General features: G+C 46.7%; 33 protein-coding genes. All 33 read left to right on the top strand.

The window, feature by feature from the left end; translation table 11 throughout:
- Positions 1 to 406 (top strand): EF-Tu C-terminal domain-related protein (locus BMW43_RS12895; RefSeq protein ID WP_500684730.1); only part of this gene is annotated, 406 nt, incomplete at its 5' end.
- A 179-nt stretch (positions 407 to 585) separates the two neighbouring features.
- Positions 586 to 897 carry a 30S ribosomal protein S10 gene (gene rpsJ / locus BMW43_RS12890; protein ID WP_054259337.1) on the top strand — a complete coding sequence of 104 codons (312 nt, stop codon included), beginning with the start codon at positions 586 to 588 and terminating at the stop codon, positions 895 to 897.
- A 14-nt stretch (positions 898 to 911) separates the two neighbouring features.
- Positions 912 to 1553 (top strand): 50S ribosomal protein L3, encoded by a 642-nt coding sequence (rplC, locus tag BMW43_RS12885; protein ID WP_091748140.1) that lies wholly within the window; start codon positions 912 to 914, stop codon positions 1551 to 1553.
- Positions 1554 to 1629: 76 nt separating this feature from the next.
- Positions 1630 to 2256: a 50S ribosomal protein L4 gene (gene rplD / locus BMW43_RS12880; protein ID WP_091748138.1), complete on the top strand. Its 627-nt coding sequence runs from the start codon at positions 1630 to 1632 to the stop codon at positions 2254 to 2256.
- Positions 2256 to 2543: a 50S ribosomal protein L23 gene (rplW, locus tag BMW43_RS12875; protein ID WP_091748135.1), complete on the top strand. Its 288-nt coding sequence runs from the start codon at positions 2256 to 2258 to the stop codon at positions 2541 to 2543. The genes rplD and rplW overlap by 1 nt, the downstream gene beginning before the upstream one ends.
- Positions 2544 to 2573: 30 nt before the next feature.
- Positions 2574 to 3401 (top strand): 50S ribosomal protein L2, encoded by an 828-nt coding sequence (gene rplB / locus BMW43_RS12870; protein WP_091748132.1) that lies wholly within the window; start codon positions 2574 to 2576, stop codon positions 3399 to 3401.
- Between the two features lie 22 nt (positions 3402 to 3423).
- The gene (gene rpsS, locus BMW43_RS12865; protein ID WP_091748129.1) at positions 3424 to 3705 is read left to right on the top strand and encodes a 30S ribosomal protein S19; all 282 of its coding nucleotides are present in this window, start codon (positions 3424 to 3426) and stop codon (positions 3703 to 3705) included.
- Between the two features lie 45 nt (positions 3706 to 3750).
- Positions 3751 to 4083 carry a 50S ribosomal protein L22 gene (gene rplV / locus BMW43_RS12860; protein WP_091748127.1) on the top strand — a complete coding sequence of 111 codons (333 nt, stop codon included), beginning with the start codon at positions 3751 to 3753 and terminating at the stop codon, positions 4081 to 4083.
- A gap of 21 nt (positions 4084 to 4104) precedes the next feature.
- Positions 4105 to 4773 (top strand): 30S ribosomal protein S3, encoded by a 669-nt coding sequence (gene rpsC, locus BMW43_RS12855; RefSeq protein WP_091748124.1) that lies wholly within the window; start codon positions 4105 to 4107, stop codon positions 4771 to 4773.
- Positions 4773 to 5231 carry a 50S ribosomal protein L16 gene (gene rplP / locus BMW43_RS12850; RefSeq protein WP_091748121.1) on the top strand — a complete coding sequence of 153 codons (459 nt, stop codon included), beginning with the start codon at positions 4773 to 4775 and terminating at the stop codon, positions 5229 to 5231. The genes rpsC and rplP overlap by 1 nt, the downstream gene beginning before the upstream one ends.
- Positions 5221 to 5424: a 50S ribosomal protein L29 gene (rpmC, locus tag BMW43_RS12845; RefSeq protein WP_091748118.1), complete on the top strand. Its 204-nt coding sequence runs from the start codon at positions 5221 to 5223 to the stop codon at positions 5422 to 5424. Before rplP ends, rpmC begins: the two co-directional genes overlap by 11 nt.
- A gap of 91 nt (positions 5425 to 5515) precedes the next feature.
- The gene (gene rpsQ / locus BMW43_RS12840; RefSeq protein ID WP_091748115.1) at positions 5516 to 5773 is read left to right on the top strand and encodes a 30S ribosomal protein S17; all 258 of its coding nucleotides are present in this window, start codon (positions 5516 to 5518) and stop codon (positions 5771 to 5773) included.
- A 71-nt stretch (positions 5774 to 5844) separates the two neighbouring features.
- Entirely contained in the window at positions 5845 to 6213 is a 369-nt protein-coding gene (gene rplN, locus BMW43_RS12835; protein WP_091748112.1) for a 50S ribosomal protein L14, read from the top strand.
- A gap of 18 nt (positions 6214 to 6231) precedes the next feature.
- Positions 6232 to 6570 carry a 50S ribosomal protein L24 gene (gene rplX, locus BMW43_RS12830; RefSeq protein ID WP_091748109.1) on the top strand — a complete coding sequence of 113 codons (339 nt, stop codon included), beginning with the start codon at positions 6232 to 6234 and terminating at the stop codon, positions 6568 to 6570.
- 26 nt (positions 6571 to 6596) lie between these two features.
- Complete coding sequence (gene rplE / locus BMW43_RS12825) at positions 6597 to 7136, top strand: 50S ribosomal protein L5 (protein ID WP_091748106.1); 540 nt, start codon at positions 6597 to 6599, stop codon at positions 7134 to 7136.
- A 15-nt stretch (positions 7137 to 7151) separates the two neighbouring features.
- Positions 7152 to 7337: a type Z 30S ribosomal protein S14 gene (locus tag BMW43_RS12820; protein ID WP_054259351.1), complete on the top strand. Its 186-nt coding sequence runs from the start codon at positions 7152 to 7154 to the stop codon at positions 7335 to 7337.
- Positions 7338 to 7367: 30 nt separating this feature from the next.
- Positions 7368 to 7766 (top strand): 30S ribosomal protein S8, encoded by a 399-nt coding sequence (rpsH, locus tag BMW43_RS12815; protein WP_091748103.1) that lies wholly within the window; start codon positions 7368 to 7370, stop codon positions 7764 to 7766.
- A gap of 25 nt (positions 7767 to 7791) precedes the next feature.
- On the top strand, positions 7792 to 8340 hold the full coding sequence (gene rplF, locus BMW43_RS12810) for a 50S ribosomal protein L6 (RefSeq protein WP_091748100.1): 549 nt from the start codon (positions 7792 to 7794) through the stop codon (positions 8338 to 8340).
- Positions 8341 to 8368: 28 nt separating this feature from the next.
- Positions 8369 to 8737 (top strand): 50S ribosomal protein L18, encoded by a 369-nt coding sequence (gene rplR, locus BMW43_RS12805; RefSeq protein ID WP_091748097.1) that lies wholly within the window; start codon positions 8369 to 8371, stop codon positions 8735 to 8737.
- A 17-nt stretch (positions 8738 to 8754) separates the two neighbouring features.
- Positions 8755 to 9255, top strand: coding sequence for a 30S ribosomal protein S5 (gene rpsE / locus BMW43_RS12800; protein WP_091748094.1), 501 nt, complete (start codon positions 8755 to 8757; stop codon positions 9253 to 9255).
- Positions 9256 to 9274: 19 nt separating this feature from the next.
- A complete protein-coding gene (gene rpmD / locus BMW43_RS12795) occupies positions 9275 to 9460 on the top strand; it encodes a 50S ribosomal protein L30 (protein ID WP_091748091.1) in 186 nt (61 codons plus the stop codon).
- Positions 9461 to 9482: 22 nt separating this feature from the next.
- Complete coding sequence (gene rplO, locus BMW43_RS12790) at positions 9483 to 9923, top strand: 50S ribosomal protein L15 (protein ID WP_091748088.1); 441 nt, start codon at positions 9483 to 9485, stop codon at positions 9921 to 9923.
- Positions 9924 to 11180, top strand: a complete 1257-nt coding sequence (gene secY, locus BMW43_RS12785; RefSeq protein ID WP_091748085.1) for a preprotein translocase subunit SecY — start codon at positions 9924 to 9926, stop codon at positions 11178 to 11180.
- Between the two features lie 16 nt (positions 11181 to 11196).
- The gene (locus BMW43_RS12780; RefSeq protein WP_091748082.1) at positions 11197 to 11850 is read left to right on the top strand and encodes an adenylate kinase; all 654 of its coding nucleotides are present in this window, start codon (positions 11197 to 11199) and stop codon (positions 11848 to 11850) included.
- Positions 11847 to 12593 carry a type I methionyl aminopeptidase gene (gene map / locus BMW43_RS12775; RefSeq protein ID WP_091748079.1) on the top strand — a complete coding sequence of 249 codons (747 nt, stop codon included), beginning with the start codon at positions 11847 to 11849 and terminating at the stop codon, positions 12591 to 12593. The genes BMW43_RS12780 and map overlap by 4 nt, the downstream gene beginning before the upstream one ends.
- A gap of 11 nt (positions 12594 to 12604) precedes the next feature.
- Positions 12605 to 12892, top strand: coding sequence for a KOW domain-containing RNA-binding protein (locus BMW43_RS12770; RefSeq protein WP_245732438.1), 288 nt, complete (start codon positions 12605 to 12607; stop codon positions 12890 to 12892).
- A 24-nt stretch (positions 12893 to 12916) separates the two neighbouring features.
- Positions 12917 to 13135, top strand: a complete 219-nt coding sequence (gene infA, locus BMW43_RS12765) for a translation initiation factor IF-1 (RefSeq protein WP_091748077.1) — start codon at positions 12917 to 12919, stop codon at positions 13133 to 13135.
- 92 nt (positions 13136 to 13227) lie between these two features.
- Entirely contained in the window at positions 13228 to 13341 is a 114-nt protein-coding gene (gene rpmJ, locus BMW43_RS12760) for a 50S ribosomal protein L36 (RefSeq protein ID WP_054259363.1), read from the top strand.
- A gap of 16 nt (positions 13342 to 13357) precedes the next feature.
- Complete coding sequence (rpsM, locus tag BMW43_RS12755; protein WP_091748074.1) at positions 13358 to 13732, top strand: 30S ribosomal protein S13; 375 nt, start codon at positions 13358 to 13360, stop codon at positions 13730 to 13732.
- Positions 13733 to 13746: 14 nt separating this feature from the next.
- Positions 13747 to 14139, top strand: coding sequence for a 30S ribosomal protein S11 (rpsK, locus tag BMW43_RS12750; RefSeq protein ID WP_054259365.1), 393 nt, complete (start codon positions 13747 to 13749; stop codon positions 14137 to 14139).
- Between the two features lie 26 nt (positions 14140 to 14165).
- On the top strand, positions 14166 to 14792 hold the full coding sequence (gene rpsD / locus BMW43_RS12745) for a 30S ribosomal protein S4 (protein ID WP_091748071.1): 627 nt from the start codon (positions 14166 to 14168) through the stop codon (positions 14790 to 14792).
- 89 nt (positions 14793 to 14881) lie between these two features.
- A complete protein-coding gene (locus tag BMW43_RS12740; RefSeq protein ID WP_091748068.1) occupies positions 14882 to 15841 on the top strand; it encodes a DNA-directed RNA polymerase subunit alpha in 960 nt (319 codons plus the stop codon).
- A gap of 13 nt (positions 15842 to 15854) precedes the next feature.
- Positions 15855 to 16193 (top strand): 50S ribosomal protein L17, encoded by a 339-nt coding sequence (gene rplQ, locus BMW43_RS12735; RefSeq protein ID WP_091748065.1) that lies wholly within the window; start codon positions 15855 to 15857, stop codon positions 16191 to 16193.
- The last annotated feature ends 167 nt before the right edge of the window (positions 16194 to 16360 follow it).

Here is a 16360-nt window from a genome sequence, read left to right as displayed (position 1 = left end):
AATGTTCCGCAAACTGCTTGATTCGGCAGTAGCTGGCGACAACATCGGCGCTCTGCTGCGCGGCGTGGAAAGAAAAGACATTGAACGCGGTCAGGTATTGGCTAAACCGGGTTCGATTAAACCGCATACGAAATTCAAAGCAGAAGTATATGTACTGTCGAAAGAAGAAGGCGGCCGTCATACTCCGTTCTTTACGAACTATCGTCCGCAGTTCTACTTCCGTACAACTGACGTAACGGGAGTAGTAAACCTGCCGGAAGGTGTGGAAATGGTAATGCCTGGCGACAACATCCAGATGTCGATCGAGTTGATTACACCGATCGCGATGGAAGAAGGACTGCGCTTCGCAATTCGTGAAGGCGGCCGTACGGTTGGCGCCGGTGTCGTAACTGCTATCGACGCATAAGACGAAGTAAAAGGCTGTTTTACGGCCTGATGTAAGGGCGACCTGTAGGGGCGCCCTTATATCAGGAATAAATACAAAGTTCCTAGGCGATGACGTGGGAGGTTGCCCGCGTAGTTTGCGGGGAAATTTTCACGGAGAATGTCCGTTCAATGAAACCGGGCGATAAGGAGGAAATAGTAATGGCTAAACAACAAAAAATCAGAATTCGCCTCAAGGCTTATGATCACAAAGCATTGGATCAGAGCGCGGCAAGAATTGTTGATACTGCAAAAAGAACCGGTGCGTCCGTATCCGGTCCCATACCACTTCCCACGGAGAAAAATATTTTCACTATTTTGCGTTCACCCCATGTCAATAAAGATTCGCGTGAGCAATTTGAAATGCGTACGCATAAACGCTTAATTGACATCGTAGAGCCGACTTCGAAGACTGTAGACGCATTGATGCGCCTCGACCTTCCGGCTGGTGTGGATATCGAAATTAAGCTGTAGAGGAGGTGGCAAACATGGCTAAAGGACTTTTAGGAAAAAAATTAGGTATGACACAAATTTTTACTCCGGAAGGCAAAGTTGTTCCGGTAACTGTATTGGAAGCAGGACAAACCGTTGTGCTTCAAAACAGAACGGTCGAAAACGACGGCTATAATGCAGTGCAACTGGGCTATGGCGCTGTTAAAGATAAAAAGGTTACCAGGCCGCTGAAAGGGCATTTTGCCAAAGCCGGTGCAAAACCGGTGAGATTTATCCGCGAAGTAAGACTTCCTGCTGCTTCGGAATATACAGTAGGTCAGTTTATCGGTGCCGACGTGTTTAGCGCAGGTGAGCTGGTAGACGTAACCGGCACAGCAAAAGGCAAGGGATTTGCCGGCGGTATTAAACGCCATAACTTTAGACGCGGTCCCATGGCTCACGGTTCGAAATCGCATCGTGAACCTGGTTCAATCGGTCCCCGGATGAGCGGCGGCGGCGGTAAGGTATTCAAAGGTAAAAAACTTCCCGGCCAGATGGGCGGACAGAAGGTAACCGTACAGCGCTTAAGTGTGGTAAGAGTGGACAATGAACGCAACCTGATTTTGATCAAAGGTGCCGTTCCTGGACCTAAGGGAAGTTATGTTGTGATCAGAAATACCGTAAAACCTTCAAAATAAAATTTAGGGTTCGGTGGTTTACAGGCGTCAAGCCTGTAGATTCCGGGCCTCGAACCACGAAAGGAGGATGTGCTATATGCCGAAAGTAGCAGTATATAATATCGCCGGTCAACAGACTGGTGAAATAGAGTTAAATGAAAATGTTTTTGGCGTGGAAGTAAATGAAGCTGTTTTGCACCAAGCTGTGGTTATGCAACTTGCCAGTCAGCGTTTGGGCACAGCTGCTACAAAGACTAGAGGAATGGTACGCGGCGGCGGTAGAAAACCGTGGAAACAAAAGGGTACAGGCCGGGCTCGTGCCGGCAGCACCCGTTCCCCGATTTGGGTAGGCGGCGGTACCACGTTTGGTCCGCAACCCCGTTCTTACGCTTTTAGAATGCCTCGTAAACAACGTCGTCTGGCCATCAAGTGTGCACTCAGTGCAAAAGTGAAAGCCGAAGAACTGGTTGTTGTGGAAGCCATTGATTTTGCACAGCCTAAGACAAAAGACGTTGTGAAATTGTTGAGTGATTTTAAAGCGGTCGACAGCAAAGCGCTGATTGTTACCGGCGAAGCGTTGGAGAACGTAGAAAAATCGTCCCGCAACATTCGCGGAGTCAAGGCCATTGCTTCTACTGGAATCAATGTATATGATATTCTCTACCATGACAAAGTGCTCATCACGAAAGATGCGGTTAATCGCATCGAGGAGGTGCTGGCATAATGGCAAACGCACGCGACATTCTAATCCGTCCGTACATTACGGAAAAATCGACCGCTTTAATGGCTGCCGACAAATATACCTTTATTGTACCCTTGAAGTCCAATAAAGTGGAAATTCGTCAGGCTGTAGAAGAGGTATTTAAGGTAAAAGTGCTTGCTATAAATACCATCCGTGTTCCGGGTAAAACCAAACGGATGGGCAAAACGGCAGGCAAACGTCCTGACTATAAAAAAGCAATTGTGAAACTGGCTCCTGGCGAGCGTATCGAATTCTTTGAAGGTGTATAACCTAAAAACTGTAAAAAAGGAGGGGCAAACATGGCAGTAAAAAGTTTCAAACCCTATGCTCCGGGTAGAAGGTTTATGACTGTGGCTAATTTCGAAGAAATTACCACCGATAAACCAGAGCGTTCTCTTGTGGAACGACTGCAAAAACATGCCGGGCGTAATCAGCAAGGCCGTCTGACGGTAAGACATCAAGGCGGCGGCCATAAGCGCCTGTATAGAATAATCGATTTTAAACGTAATAAAGACGGCATTCCGGCAACTGTAGCAACGATTGAATACGATCCGAACCGTTCGGCCCGTATTGCACTACTCAACTATGCCGACGGTGAAAAACGTTATATCCTGGCTCCCAACGGGCTGAAAGTCGGAGATAAAGTGATGAACGGCCCGGAAGCCGACATCAAAGTAGGCAATTCGCTTCCTTTGAAGAATATTCCGGTCGGTACTCAGATTCACAATATCGAAATGAAAATCGGTAAGGGCGGCCAAATGGTTCGTTCGGCCGGTGCATCGGCTCAGTTGATGGCAAAGGAAGGCAACCATGCGCTGCTTCGTCTGCCGTCCGGTGAGTTAAGAAAAGTTCATGTGAACTGCAAGGCTACTATTGGCCAGGTTGGCAATTTGGAGCATGAAAATATTACGATCGGTAAAGCCGGACGTTCGCGCTGGCTTGGCATTCGCCCGGCAAACCGCGGCGTAGCGATGAACCCGATTGACCATCCGCATGGCGGTGGCGAAGGACGTTCGCCTGTGGGCCGCAAACATCCTGTTACTCCTTGGGGTAAACATGCTATGGGTGCTAAGACCCGCAGAAAGAAATCGTCCGATAAGCTCATCGTTAAGAGACGGACAAAATAGGTAGAGAAGGGAGGACAATTGAGTGTCGAGATCCACAAAAAAAGGACCTTATGTCCATGAAAGCCTGCTGAAAAAGGTTGACGCTTTGAATGAAAAAAGTGACAAAAAGGTTGTTAAAACTTGGTCACGCAGCTCCACCATTCTTCCTAGTTTTGTCGGACATACAATAGCGGTTCATGACGGACGGAAACATGTTCCGGTATATGTCACGGAAGATATGGTAGGCCATAAACTGGGTGAGTTTGCACCTACCCGTACGTTTAAAGGCCATGGTGACAACGAAAGATCAACATCGCTTAGATAATTGGAAGCTTGTTTAGTTAAAGAGTTGCCGAAAGGGGGCTAACACATGGAAGCGAAGGCAATTGCCAGATATATTCGCATTTCACCGCGTAAAATCCGTATTGTAATGGATTTGATTCGTGGTAAAAACATTGGTGAAGCATTGGCTATATTGAAATACACGCCGAAAGTCGGTGCCGACGTAATCGAGAAAGTACTGACTTCCGCTGTGGCAAATGCGGAGCATAATTTTGATATGAATTCGGATAAACTGTATGTTTCTGCTGCATACGTAGATCAAGGTCCTACTTTAAAACGTATTCATCCGAGATCTCGCGGGCAAGCTTTTAAAATTTTAAAGCGCAGCAGCCACGTGACAGTAGTTGTAAAAGAGAGATAACTGGCGAAGGAGGGAAACTAAGTGGGTCAAAAAGTTAATCCGCATGGACTTAGAATCGGTGTTATCAAGACTTGGGACGCCAAATGGTATGCCGACAAAGACTATGCAAAAAACTTGCATGAAGATATAAAAATTCGTGAATACCTGAAAGAAAAAGCGTTTGCTGCTGGCATATCCCAGATTCTTATAGAACGTGCGGCTAACCGCGTTAAAGTGACTATTCACACTGCAAAACCAGGTATGGTGATTGGCCGTGGCGGCGCCGGGATCGAGGAGCTTAAAAAAGGCTTAAGAAAGCTGACTGACAAACAAATCGATCTTAACATCGCAGAAATTAAACAACCGGAATTGGATGCTACTCTGGTAGCTGAAAATATCGCATCACAGCTGGAAAGACGTATCGCTTTCCGCCGTGCTATGAAACAGTCGGTAACCCGCACCATGCGTCTTGGCGCTAAAGGGATTAAAGTAATGGTTGGCGGACGTTTAGGCGGCGCTGAAATCGCCCGCAGCGAAAGCTACCGTGAAGGAAGCATTCCCCTGCATACATTGAGAGCCGATATTGACTATGGCACTGCTGAAGCTCATACTACTTACGGCCGCATCGGTGTAAAAGTCTGGATCTACAAAGGTGAAGTTTTGCCTGAAGTGAAGAAGACCGCTGCCGCTGTTGAAGGGAGCGTTGAGTAATGCTTTTGCCAAAAAGAGTGAAACATCGCAAACAATTTCGTGGTCGTATGAAGGGTAAAGCCAATCGCGGCAATACCGTCAGCCATGGCGAATTCGGCTTGCAAGCTCTTGAACCGGCCTGGATTACCAACCGGCAAATTGAAGCAGCCCGTATTGCTATGACCCGTTATATCAAACGTGGCGGTAAAGTTTGGATTAAAATATTCCCTGATAAGCCGATTACGGCAAAACCGGCTGAAACCCGTATGGGTAGCGGCAAAGGTTCACCGGAATACTGGGTAGCGGTAGTAAAACCCGGCCGTGTTATGTTTGAAATGGACGGCGTAACTGAAGAAGTGGCTAAAGAAGCTATGCGTCTGGCCGCTCATAAACTTCCTATTAAAACGAAGTTCGTCAAACGGGAAGAGGCAGAGGTATCGGCAGAGCAAGAAGTAGGTGGTGAAGTAGATGAAGGCTAATGATATCCGTGAAATGAGTGCGGCTGAACTGACTCAGAAGCTTTCCGGACTTAAAGAGGAATTATTTAACCTGAGATTCCAACTTGCTACCGGTCAATTAGAAAACCCGATGCGGATTCAGGAAGTAAAGAAAACCATAGCCCGCATCAAAACTGTACAACGTGAGCAGGAATTAAAGGCTGAGCAAGCATAAAGTCCAGTTGTGCACGGACGTTTTCAAATAATAAGACAGGGTTGTCTTCCAGGAGGCAATCGCAAGTAGGACGGAAGGAGGCTGTAAGGACGTGACCGAAAGAAACGAACGCAAAACCCGTATTGGTAAAGTGGTTAGCGATAAGATGGAAAAAACGGTTGTAGTAGCGGTAGAACGCTTGGTACCGCATCCGTTGTATAAAAAAGCTGTGAAGAAGACAGTGAAATTCAAAGCCCATGATGAAAACAATGAAAGCCACACCGGCGACACGGTGGAAATCATGGAAACTCGTCCGTTATCGAAAGACAAACGTTGGAGAGTTGTAGAAATTATCGAAAGAGCAAAATAATGTCGATCCGCGGGTGTCCGATGCGCGTTACGTGACCCTCGCACCTCGCATTTCGTGAAGGAGGGATAAAGATGATCCAACAACAGACAATCCTCAATGTTGCTGACAATACCGGAGCTAAACAGATCATGTGCATCCGGGTATTAGGCGGTTCTTTCCGCAGATATGCCAATATCGGCGATGTTATTGTTGCAGCAGTTAAAGACGCATCTCCAGGTGGTGTAGTAAAAAAAGGTGATGTAGTGAAAGCTGTCGTTGTGCGCTCCAAAAAAGGCTTGCGCCGTGCCGACGGTTCCTATATTCGCTTTGATGAAAATGCAGCAGTAGTTATAAAAGATGATAAAAGTCCCAGAGGTACCCGTATTTTTGGGCCGGTAGCGAGAGAACTCAGAGAGAAGGACTTTATGAAAATTATCTCGTTGGCACCGGAAGTAATCTAAGTTAGGAGGTGTCCGTAAGTGGCTGAAGTCAATAAATTGCATGTAAAAAAAGGTGACACAGTGGTTGTGTTATCTGGTAAAGATAAAGGTAAAAAAGGAAAAATTATCGAAGCTTTACCGAAGAAGAGCAAAGTTATTGTAGAAGGCGTAAACACTGTGAAACGTCATACAAAACCAAGCCAAAAACTGCCCCAGGGTGGTATTGTGGTTAAAGAAGCTCCTCTTAACTCCTCAAAAGTCATGCTGGTATGCTCCGCATGTGACAAACCTACCCGCATCAAAAAAAGCGCATTGGCGAGCGGAAAATCTGTGCGTGTATGTAAAAAATGCGGCGAGATCATTGATAAAGAGAAATAAATCACGTGGAAAGGAGGTAACTACACATGGCTAGATTAAAAGACAAGTACAAAAACGAAGTAGCTAAAGCGATGATGGAGAAGTTTGGCTACAAAAATGTTATGGAAATCCCTAAGATTGAAAAGGTTGTTCTAAACATGGGCGTAGGCGAAGCCGTAGGTAATCCGAAGGTATTGGATGCAGCAGTGAACGATATGACGATCATTGCCGGACAAAAACCGGTTGTGACCCGGGCGAAAAAATCCATTGCGGCATTTAAAATCCGTGAAGGCATGCCGATCGGTGCTAAAGTAACCCTGCGCGGCGAGCGGATGTATCAGTTTTTGGATAAATTATTGAACGTAGCTCTTCCCCGTGTGCGTGACTTCCGTGGTGTAAGCCCTCGCGCTTTCGACGGACGCGGCAACTATACACTGGGTGTAAAAGAACAGCTGATTTTCCCTGAAATAGAATACGATAAAATTGACAAACTGCGTGGTATGGACATTATTGTTGTCACAACAGCTAACACGGACGAAGAAGCCCGCGAGCTGCTGCGGTTAATGGGGATGCCATTCAGCGCGTAAGAAGGAGGGAAATTTGTGGCTAAAAAGGCGTTAATTGAAAAATGGAAAGCCGAGCCGAAATTCAAAGTTCGTAAATACAACAGATGCAAAGTCTGCGGCCGTCCTCATGGTTACTTGCGTAAATTTGAAATGTGCCGTATTTGCTTTAGAGAATTGAGCTACAAAGGGGCTATTCCAGGGGTAACCAAGGCTAGCTGGTAAACTAGCGGAATAGGAAGGAGGTTATATAATATGGTAATGACCGATCCAATAGCCGATATGCTGACACGTTTACGTAATGCTAATTCGGTTTATCATGATAAAGTGGAAATTCCTGCATCGAAGATTAAACAGGCGGTTGCTGAGATCTTAAAAAGCGAAGGCTTCATTAAAGATTTCGAAGTAATCAAAGACGATAAGCAAGGCGTTTTGCGGGTGAGCTTGAAATATGGTCCGAACCGTGAGAAAGTAATCACCGGTATTAAACGGATTTCCAAGCCGGGACTCAGAGTGTATGCTAAGAGAGATCAATTGCCGCGCGTACTGGGCGGACTTGGCATCGCTATCGTGTCCACGTCGCAGGGAATTATGACTGACAAACAGGCGCGCCGCGATGGACTTGGCGGCGAAGTGCTTGCATACGTTTGGTAATTTTTGCAGTTAGGAGGTGCAGTATATGTCAAGAATTGGGAGAATGCCGATTGCGATTCCGGCAGGCGTAACCCTCAAGATAGATGGCAACTTGGTAACCGTAAAGGGACCTAAAGGCGAATTGAGCCGTGCCATTCACAGTGATATGATTTTGGAACTGGAAAACGACACTCTTCTTGTCAAGAGACCGTCCGATGCTAAAGAACACAGATCTTTGCATGGTTTGACCCGTACTTTGATTGCCAACATGGTAACCGGTGTAACAACTGGTTTTACGAAAACACTGGAAATTGCCGGCGTTGGTTACAGAGCGGCAAAATCCGGTACGAAGCTGGCCTTGACCCTCGGATTTTCACATCCGGTGGAAGTGGAACCGCCGAAAGGTTTGAGCATTGACGTTCCTGCTCCGAACAGAATTATTGTTTCGGGGTCGGATAAAGAGGCAGTAGGCGCGTTAGCCGCTAAGATTCGCGGTTACAGAGAGCCGGAACCGTATAAAGGTAAAGGCATTAAGTATGAAGGTGAAGTAATTCGCCGCAAGGTAGGTAAAGCAGGCGGTAAAGGTAAGAAGTAAAATTCTTATATAGAAAGGAGTGAACACCTTGCTTCGTAAAGAAAACAAAAACGAGTCACGCCAAAAGCGGCATCGTAGAGTTCGTAAACATGTTATAGGAACTGCGGAAAGACCCCGTCTTAACGTTTTCCGGAGTTTGAGTCATATATACGCTCAGATTATCAACGATCAGACTGGGACAACGCTTGTTTCAGCCAGTACGGTTGACAAAGAAGTGAAGGGCCAAGTGGAATACGGCGGTAACATCGAAGCGGCTAAAGCTGTGGGAGCGGAACTTGCCAAACGGGCATTAGCTAACGGAATTACCAAAGTCGTATTTGATCGCGGCGGCTATATTTATCACGGCAGAGTGGCTGCATTAGCAGCGGCAGCACGTGAAGCAGGGCTGGAATTTTAGCAGAAGGAGGGACATGAATGGCCAGAATTGACAATGCAGGTCTTGAGTTGAAAGAAAAAGTAGTATTTATCAATCGGGTTGCTAAAGTTGTAAAAGGCGGTCGGCGCTTCTCATTCAGTGCTTTGGTCGTTGTCGGTGACGAGAACGGTCATGTAGGCGCCGGTTTGGGCAAAGCTTCCGAAGTGCCTGAAGCAATCAGAAAAGGGATTGAAGATGCTAAGAAGAATCTTATAAAGGTACCCCTGGTTGGCACTACCATTCCGCACGAAATCTTAGGAATCTTTGGTGCAGGCAAAGTGCTGTTAAAACCGGCTGCTGAAGGTACCGGTGTTATTGCCGGCGGTCCTGTACGTGCCGTACTGGAACTGGCAGGCATCCATGATATTTTGACAAAATCGCTGGGTTCGTCCAATGCTAATAACGCAGTACGGGCAACACTGCAAGGCCTAGAGCAACTGAAACGGGCTGAAAGAGTGGCAGAGCTTCGCGGCAAAACGGTTCAGGAACTTTTGGGCTAAGCCTAGAGGAGGAAACAAAATGGCAAAACTCAAAATTACTCTTGTCAGAAGCTTAATCGGCCGCCAGGAAGATCAGCGCGCTACGGTAAAAGCTTTGGGTTTGGGTAAGACCAATAGTTCGGTCATCCAAGAAGACAATGCGGTGATCAACGGTATGATCCGCAAAGTCGTACACCTGGTTAGTGTGGAAAAAGTACAAGACTAAATTCGAGAGGAGGGCGCTAACTGTGAAATTACATGAGTTATCTCCTGCGCCTGGTTCAAAAAAAGTGCGTACCCGTGTTGGCCGCGGACTTGGCTCCGGTCTTGGCAAAACTTCCGGTAAGGGTCATAAAGGCCAGAACGCACGTGCTGGCGGCGGTGTCCGTCCGGGTTTTGAAGGGGGCCAGATGCCGATTTATCGCAGACTGCCTAAACGCGGTTTTTACAACAAGTTTGCGAAAGAATATGCGGAAGTGAATATTTCCGAATTAAATCGTTTTGAAAATGGAACTGTCGTTGATCTGACTGCTTTGGTAGAAGCCGGTGTGGTGAAAAAGGTTCTGGACGGTCTTCGCATTTTAGGCAACGGCGAGCTGACCAAATCCCTCACTGTGAAAGCAAATGGCTTCACCAAAACGGCAACAGACAAGATTACGGCTGCTGGCGGAAAAGTCGAGGTGGTATAAGTGCTTTCGGCCCTTTCTAATATACTCAAGATTACTGAGCTAAGACAGAAAGTGTTATTTACGCTGGCTATGTTTCTGGTGTTTAGAGCCGGCACACATATTCCAGTCCCCGGGGTTAATGCCGCGGTTATTGAGCAGATGTTTACCCAGGGAAACCTATTCGGTCTGCTTGATTTATTTTCCGGTGGTGCATTAAGTAAGTTCTCGGTCTTTGCGATGAGTATTACGCCTTATATTAATGCTTCCATTATCATGCAGCTCTTGACGGTAGTAGTGCCGAAGTTTGAGCAGTGGGCCAAAGAAGGCGATGAAGGGCGAAAGAAGATTACCCAAATTACCCGTTATGGAACAGTGCTCTTAGGTTTTATTCAAGCCGTAGGCATGGCATACGGGTTAAGAGCCGCAGTTATCAATCCGGGGATTGGATCAATCCTGCTGATAGCTGTGACACTGACTGCCGGAACCACATTCTTGATGTGGCTGGGTGAACAAATCACCGACAAAGGGATTGGCAATGGTATTTCCCTTATAATTTTTGCTGGTGTGGTTTCAAGAATTCCTGATGGTATTTACGTTATGTACCAATACTTAACTGCGGGAACCATTCAATGGTACAATATCCTACTATTTATATTGATTGCTGTGGTTATGATTGTATTTGTAATTGCCATTCAACAAGGACAGCGTAGAATTCCTGTACAATATGCCAAACGGGTTGTTGGACGCAAAATGTACGGCGGACACTCTACTCACATTCCGCTGAAAGTCAATCAGGCGGGTGTTATTCCAATAATCTTTGCGTCATCCGTGCTCATGTTCCCGGTAACCATTGCCCAGTTTATAAATGTTCCCTGGGTAAAAACCGTGGCAGGCTGGTTTGCGTGGGGTACGCCGCTGCAGACGGCAATCTATGCGCTGCTGATCGTATTTTTCACGTATTTCTATACTGCGGTTACCCTGAATATATCGGATATGGCAGAGAACATGAAAAAACACGGTGGTTTTATTCCAGGCTTGCGTCCGGGGAAACCGACCGCTGACTATTTAGATCGTGTAATGACCAGGATCACCCTTGCTGGCTCAATCTTCCTTGCCATTATCGCCATAGTACCAAATTTCATAGCAGCAATTACCAATATTCAAGGGGTATATTTTGGCGGTACTGCTCTCCTGATTATCGTGGGGGTGGCTCTTGACACAATGAAGCAGATTGAGGCGCTGGTGCTGATGCGCCATTACCAAGGCTTCATGAAGTAAGAGAGGTGTAAAGTCGATGTATATCCTATTGATGGGACCGCCGGGGGCCGGAAAAGGGACCCAGGCGGTACAACTGGTAGAGGAGCTTAAGATTCCTCACATTTCTACCGGCGATATGTTCCGGGCAGCAGTAAAAGAAGGTACCGAGCTGGGCAAACAGGCGAAAGCCTGCATGGATGCCGGACAGCTGGTACCAGATGCGGTGACCATCGGTATTGTCAAGGAACGCCTGGCAAAACCGGATTGCCGTCGGGGTTTTATTTTAGACGGTTTTCCGCGTACGCTGGAACAGGCCAATGCGCTTGACAATACGCTGAAGGATCTGGGAATTGTATTGACCCGTGTGGTAAATATCAATGTTCCAACGGAAGAATTGGTCAGCCGGATTACCGGGCGACGGATCTGTAAGAGCTGCGGGGCGACCTATCATGTTGCCTTTAATCCGTCCAAGGTAAACGGTTCCTGCGATAAATGCAGCGGTGAATTGTATCAACGTGCCGACGACAGTGAAGACACAGTAACCAATCGCCTGCGTGTTTATACGGACCAGACGGAACCTTTGATTGGTTACTACCGGACTCAAGGGCTGTATTGTGAAATCAACGGATGTCAGCATATCGACAAGGTGCTTGCCGATATTATCAACTGTCTGCGGGGACAATCATCATGATTATTCTTAAATCGGACAGAGAGATCGGTTATTTACGCGATGCCGGTCAGATTGTCGCAGAGACCTTCGTTGAAATCAAAAAGGCCGTCAAACCGGGAGTTACTACCCTGGAACTGGATCAAATCGCCGAAAAATATATCAAAAGCCGTGGCGCGATTCCCGCTTTTAAGGGATATCACGGCTTCCCTGGCAACATCTGTGCTTCGGTAAACGAAGAGGTAGTACATGGAATTCCAGGATTAAGAAAGTTAAAAAGCGGAGATAATGTAAGTATTGACATTGGAGCGGTAATTAATGGATATAATGGGGATGCCGCGATTACGGTGCCTGTCGGTGAAGTCGACGCGGAAATGGAGCAGCTCCTAAAGGTTACGGAAGAGTCGCTCTATAAAGGGATCGAACAGGCCATAGCAGGCAATCGTCTCAGTGACATTTCCCATGCAGTCCAGTCTCATGCCGAAAAGTACGGTTACGGTGTAGTTCGCGATTACGTTGGGCATGGCATTGGACGCAATATGCATGAGGACCCTCAAATTCCCAATTACGGTAGTCCTGGCCGCGGTCCACGATTAAAATCCGGTATGACACTGGCAATAGAACCGATGATCAACGTGGGCACTTATGAAGTGCAGGCCCTCGATGATGGCTGGACAGTAGTAACGCTTGACAAAAAACCTTCTGCACACTTCGAACACAGCATTGCCGTTACGGATAACGGACCGGAAATTTTGACCAAGTTATAGGAGGCGCGGCTGTGCTAGACGATAAACAGATCGTTCTAGGCCAACTAGTAACAAGTATTGCCGGGCGCGATCATGGCACTGGCTATCTAGTGGTCGCAATTGACAGTTCATCTTACATTTATGTAGCGAATGGTCGCAACCATCCGATTGCCAAACCTAAAAAGAAAAACATCCGGCATGTCAAAGTTTTACAGTCTGTTGCTACGGTACTGACGAAGAAACTTGCTGAAGGCGAGACAGTTACTGACGAAGCTGTTCGTCAGGCTATTGCTTGTTTTTGTGAACCGGATATTTTGTGATAAGCGGACGAGGAGGGACAGTTTGTGTCCAAACAAGACGTAATTGAAGTAGAAGGTACGGTCGTTGAGGCTTTACCAAATGCCATGTTTCAGGTTAAACTGGAAAACGGGCATATTGTACTGGCACATGTATCAGGTAAAATCCGCATGAATTTTATCCGGATCTTACCTGGCGACAAAGTAACAGTAGAGCTTACACCGTATGATTTGAAACGCGGACGAATTACTTATCGTTTTAAATAAGATAGGTATATAAAATTAATTTGCAGAGGGTGTTTTAAGTATACAGCACCCGTTGCTGTAGCACTAAAACAGACTCAAGGAGGAAGAAGCAAATGAAAGTAAGACCGTCGGTCAAACCCATTTGTGAAAAATGCAAGGTTATTAAACGTCATGGCAATGTCATGGTGATTTGTGAAAATCCTAAGCATAAGCAAAAACAAGGTTAAGGGGGTGCATGTATAGATGGCACGTATTGCCGGAGTAGACTTACCGCGCGATAAGAGAATTGAAATTGCATTAACATATATTTATGGTATCGGACTTACTTTATCGAAAACAATCCTAGCAGCTACAAAAATCAATCCTGATACTCGCACGCGCGATCTTACCGAGGAAGAAGTAGCTCAGTTGCGTGAGGCAATTGACAAGGATTACAGAGTAGAAGGCGACTTGCGCCGTGAAGAACAGCTCAACATTAAACGTTTGATTGAGATCGGTTCTTACCGGGGAAAACGTCACCGTATGGGCTTGCCTGTCCGGGGACAACGTACGAAAACCAACGCCCGCACCCGCAAAGGTCCGAAACGGACTGTTGGCGCGAAACGGAAGAAAGCGTAAAGGAGGGATAAAGAGTGGTTGCTAAAAAAGTCGTTAGACCGAAAAGAAAAGAACGTAAAAATATCGAGCATGGTGTAGCCCACATCCGTTCGACCTTCAATAATACGATCGTTACCATTACCGATACAAAGGGTAATGCGCTTTCCTGGGCTAGTGCAGGTGGCCTTGGTTTCAGAGGTTCGCGCAAAAGCACTCCTTTTGCTGCACAGATGGCAGCCGAAACTGCTGCCAAAGCAGCGATGGAACATGGCTTAAAACAAATCGAAGTATTTGTTAAAGGCCCTGGCGCCGGACGGGAAGCTGCCATCCGGTCGCTGCAGGCTGCCGGATTGGAAGTCAATCTGATTAAAGATTGCACACCGGTTCCCCACAACGGATGCCGTCCGCCTAAACGGAGAAGAGTATAAGGATTTTGGGAGGTGCTGAATAAAGAATGGCTAGATATATAGGACCTGTTTGCAGACAGTGCCGCCGCGAAGGCGTCAAACTGTACTTAAAAGGTGATAGATGTTACAGCGACAAATGCGCGTTCTCCAAACGCAGCTATGCGCCTGGTCAACATGGTCAAGGTCGGAAGAAAGTTTCCGAGTATGGCATCCAGCTGCGGGAAAAACAAAAGGCACGCCGTACTTACGGTGTGTTGGAAGGTCAGTTCCGCACTTATTTTGACAAAGCGGACCGTCAGAAAGGCATTACCGGTGAAAACTTACTGGTATTGTTAGAAAGAAGATTGGACAACGTTGTATACCGTCTGGGTTTCGGCAGCAGCCGCAACCAGGCAAGACAATTAGTTCGTCATGGACACTTTACAGTGAATGGCCACCGGGTAAATATCCCTTCTTATCAGATAAAAGCCGATGATGTCATCCAAGTAAAAGAATCCAGCAAGGAATCACCGATTATGAAAGAAATGGCTGAAGGCATTGCCAGCAAGACCGTTCCGGCCTGGTTGGAACTTTCAGCGGCGGATTTGAGCGGTAAAGTAGTACGCTACCCCAATCGTGAGGAAATTGACATCCCGATTCAGGAACATCTTATCGTCGAGTTATATTCCAGATAACAACTGTAGGTAGTGCGAATTTTAATTTACCCTCAGCCGTGGGTTATAGCGTAACTTCAGCAGTGCGCAAAGAGGAGGGTCTTTTTCGGATGAACGATATCGAAAAACCGAACATCGAGATAGTAGAAATCAGTGAAGACAGTCGTTATGGAAAATTTGTTTGTGAGCCATTAGAACCGGGATATGGAACTACGCTGGGCAACAGCTTGCGCCGTATTCTCCTTTCATCGCTTCATGGGGCAGCGGTTACTTCGGTGAAAATCGAAGGGGTGCTTCACGAATTTTCTACCATTCCCGGCGTGCGGGAAGACGTTACCGACATTATTTTAAACCTCAAAGAACTGTGCATAAAAATGCATACAGACGAGCCAAAAGTTTTACGGGTGGATTTTACCGGTGAAGGTGAGGTTACCGCTGCGGATATCGTTACTGATGCTGACGTGGAAATACTGAATCCGGATATACATTTGGCTACCGTCGATGCCAGCGGTTCACTGAAGATGGAAATCACCGTAGAGCGTGGTCGCGGGTATGTTTCTGCTGATAAGAACAAAAAACCTGAACATGTGATCGGCGTTATTCCCATTGATTCCATTTTTTCGCCTATCCAACGGGTCAATTACAATACTACCGATACACGTGTCGGCAACGTGACGAACTACGACAAGTTGACATTGGAAGTGTGGACCGATGGCAGCATAAGACCCGAGGAAGCAGTAAGCAAAGCTGCGGGTATTATGATAGCTCACCTAAAATTATTCCAGAACATGGCAGGCATTCCGACGGAAGATGAAGGAGCGGAAGGAACCTTTACCGAAGCGCCGCAAGAGGGAGCTTCCAAGACTTTGGAAATGACCATTGAGGATTTGGATCTTTCGGTACGTTCTTACAATTGTTTGAAACGGGCTGGAATTAATACTGTGGCAGAACTGGTTCAAAAGTCTGAAGAGGATATGATGAAAGTTCGTAATCTCGGACGCAAATCAATGGAAGAAGTCAAAAAGAAATTGATTGAACTTGGTCTGGCACTAACCGAAGCTGAAGAGTAGGGGAGGGAAGAATGTGGCTTATAGAAAATTAGGACGTGACTCCAGTGCACGTAAAGCACTGTTTCGCAGTATTTTAACTTCCTTCTTTGCATATGAGCGTATTGAGACTACCGAAGCAAAAGCTAAAGAAATCAGCGGCTTAGCCGAAAAAATGATCACTTTAGCCAAGCGGGGCGATTTGCATGCGCGTCGCCAGGTATTATCGTACCTCATGGATGAAGATGTTGTTAGAAAACTGTTTGATACCATCGCACCGAAGTATGCGGAACGCCAGGGCGGATACACCCGCATCATGAAACTTGGTCCTCGTCGCGGCGATGCTGCACCGATGGCAATTCTCGAATTGGTATAAGAAAAAGACTTGGCATAGCCAAGTCTCTTAGGACGCGGGCATGAGCCTTAGTCCGTTCTATTATGATCGGAGAGATCAGGTGAAAAATGAAGGCGACCATTTGGTCGTCTTTGTTTCGCTTCGCGGTGTCGATGTTCGTTTGCTCAATACAATTAGTTTGAGCAGGC

Origin of the sequence: Propionispora vibrioides (genome assembly GCF_900110485.1) — a bacterium.
Lineage (GTDB): Bacteria > Bacillota > Negativicutes > Propionisporales > Propionisporaceae > Propionispora > Propionispora vibrioides.
Note: the sequence above shows the minus strand (reverse complement) of the source record. Positions and strands in the feature narration are given on the sequence as shown.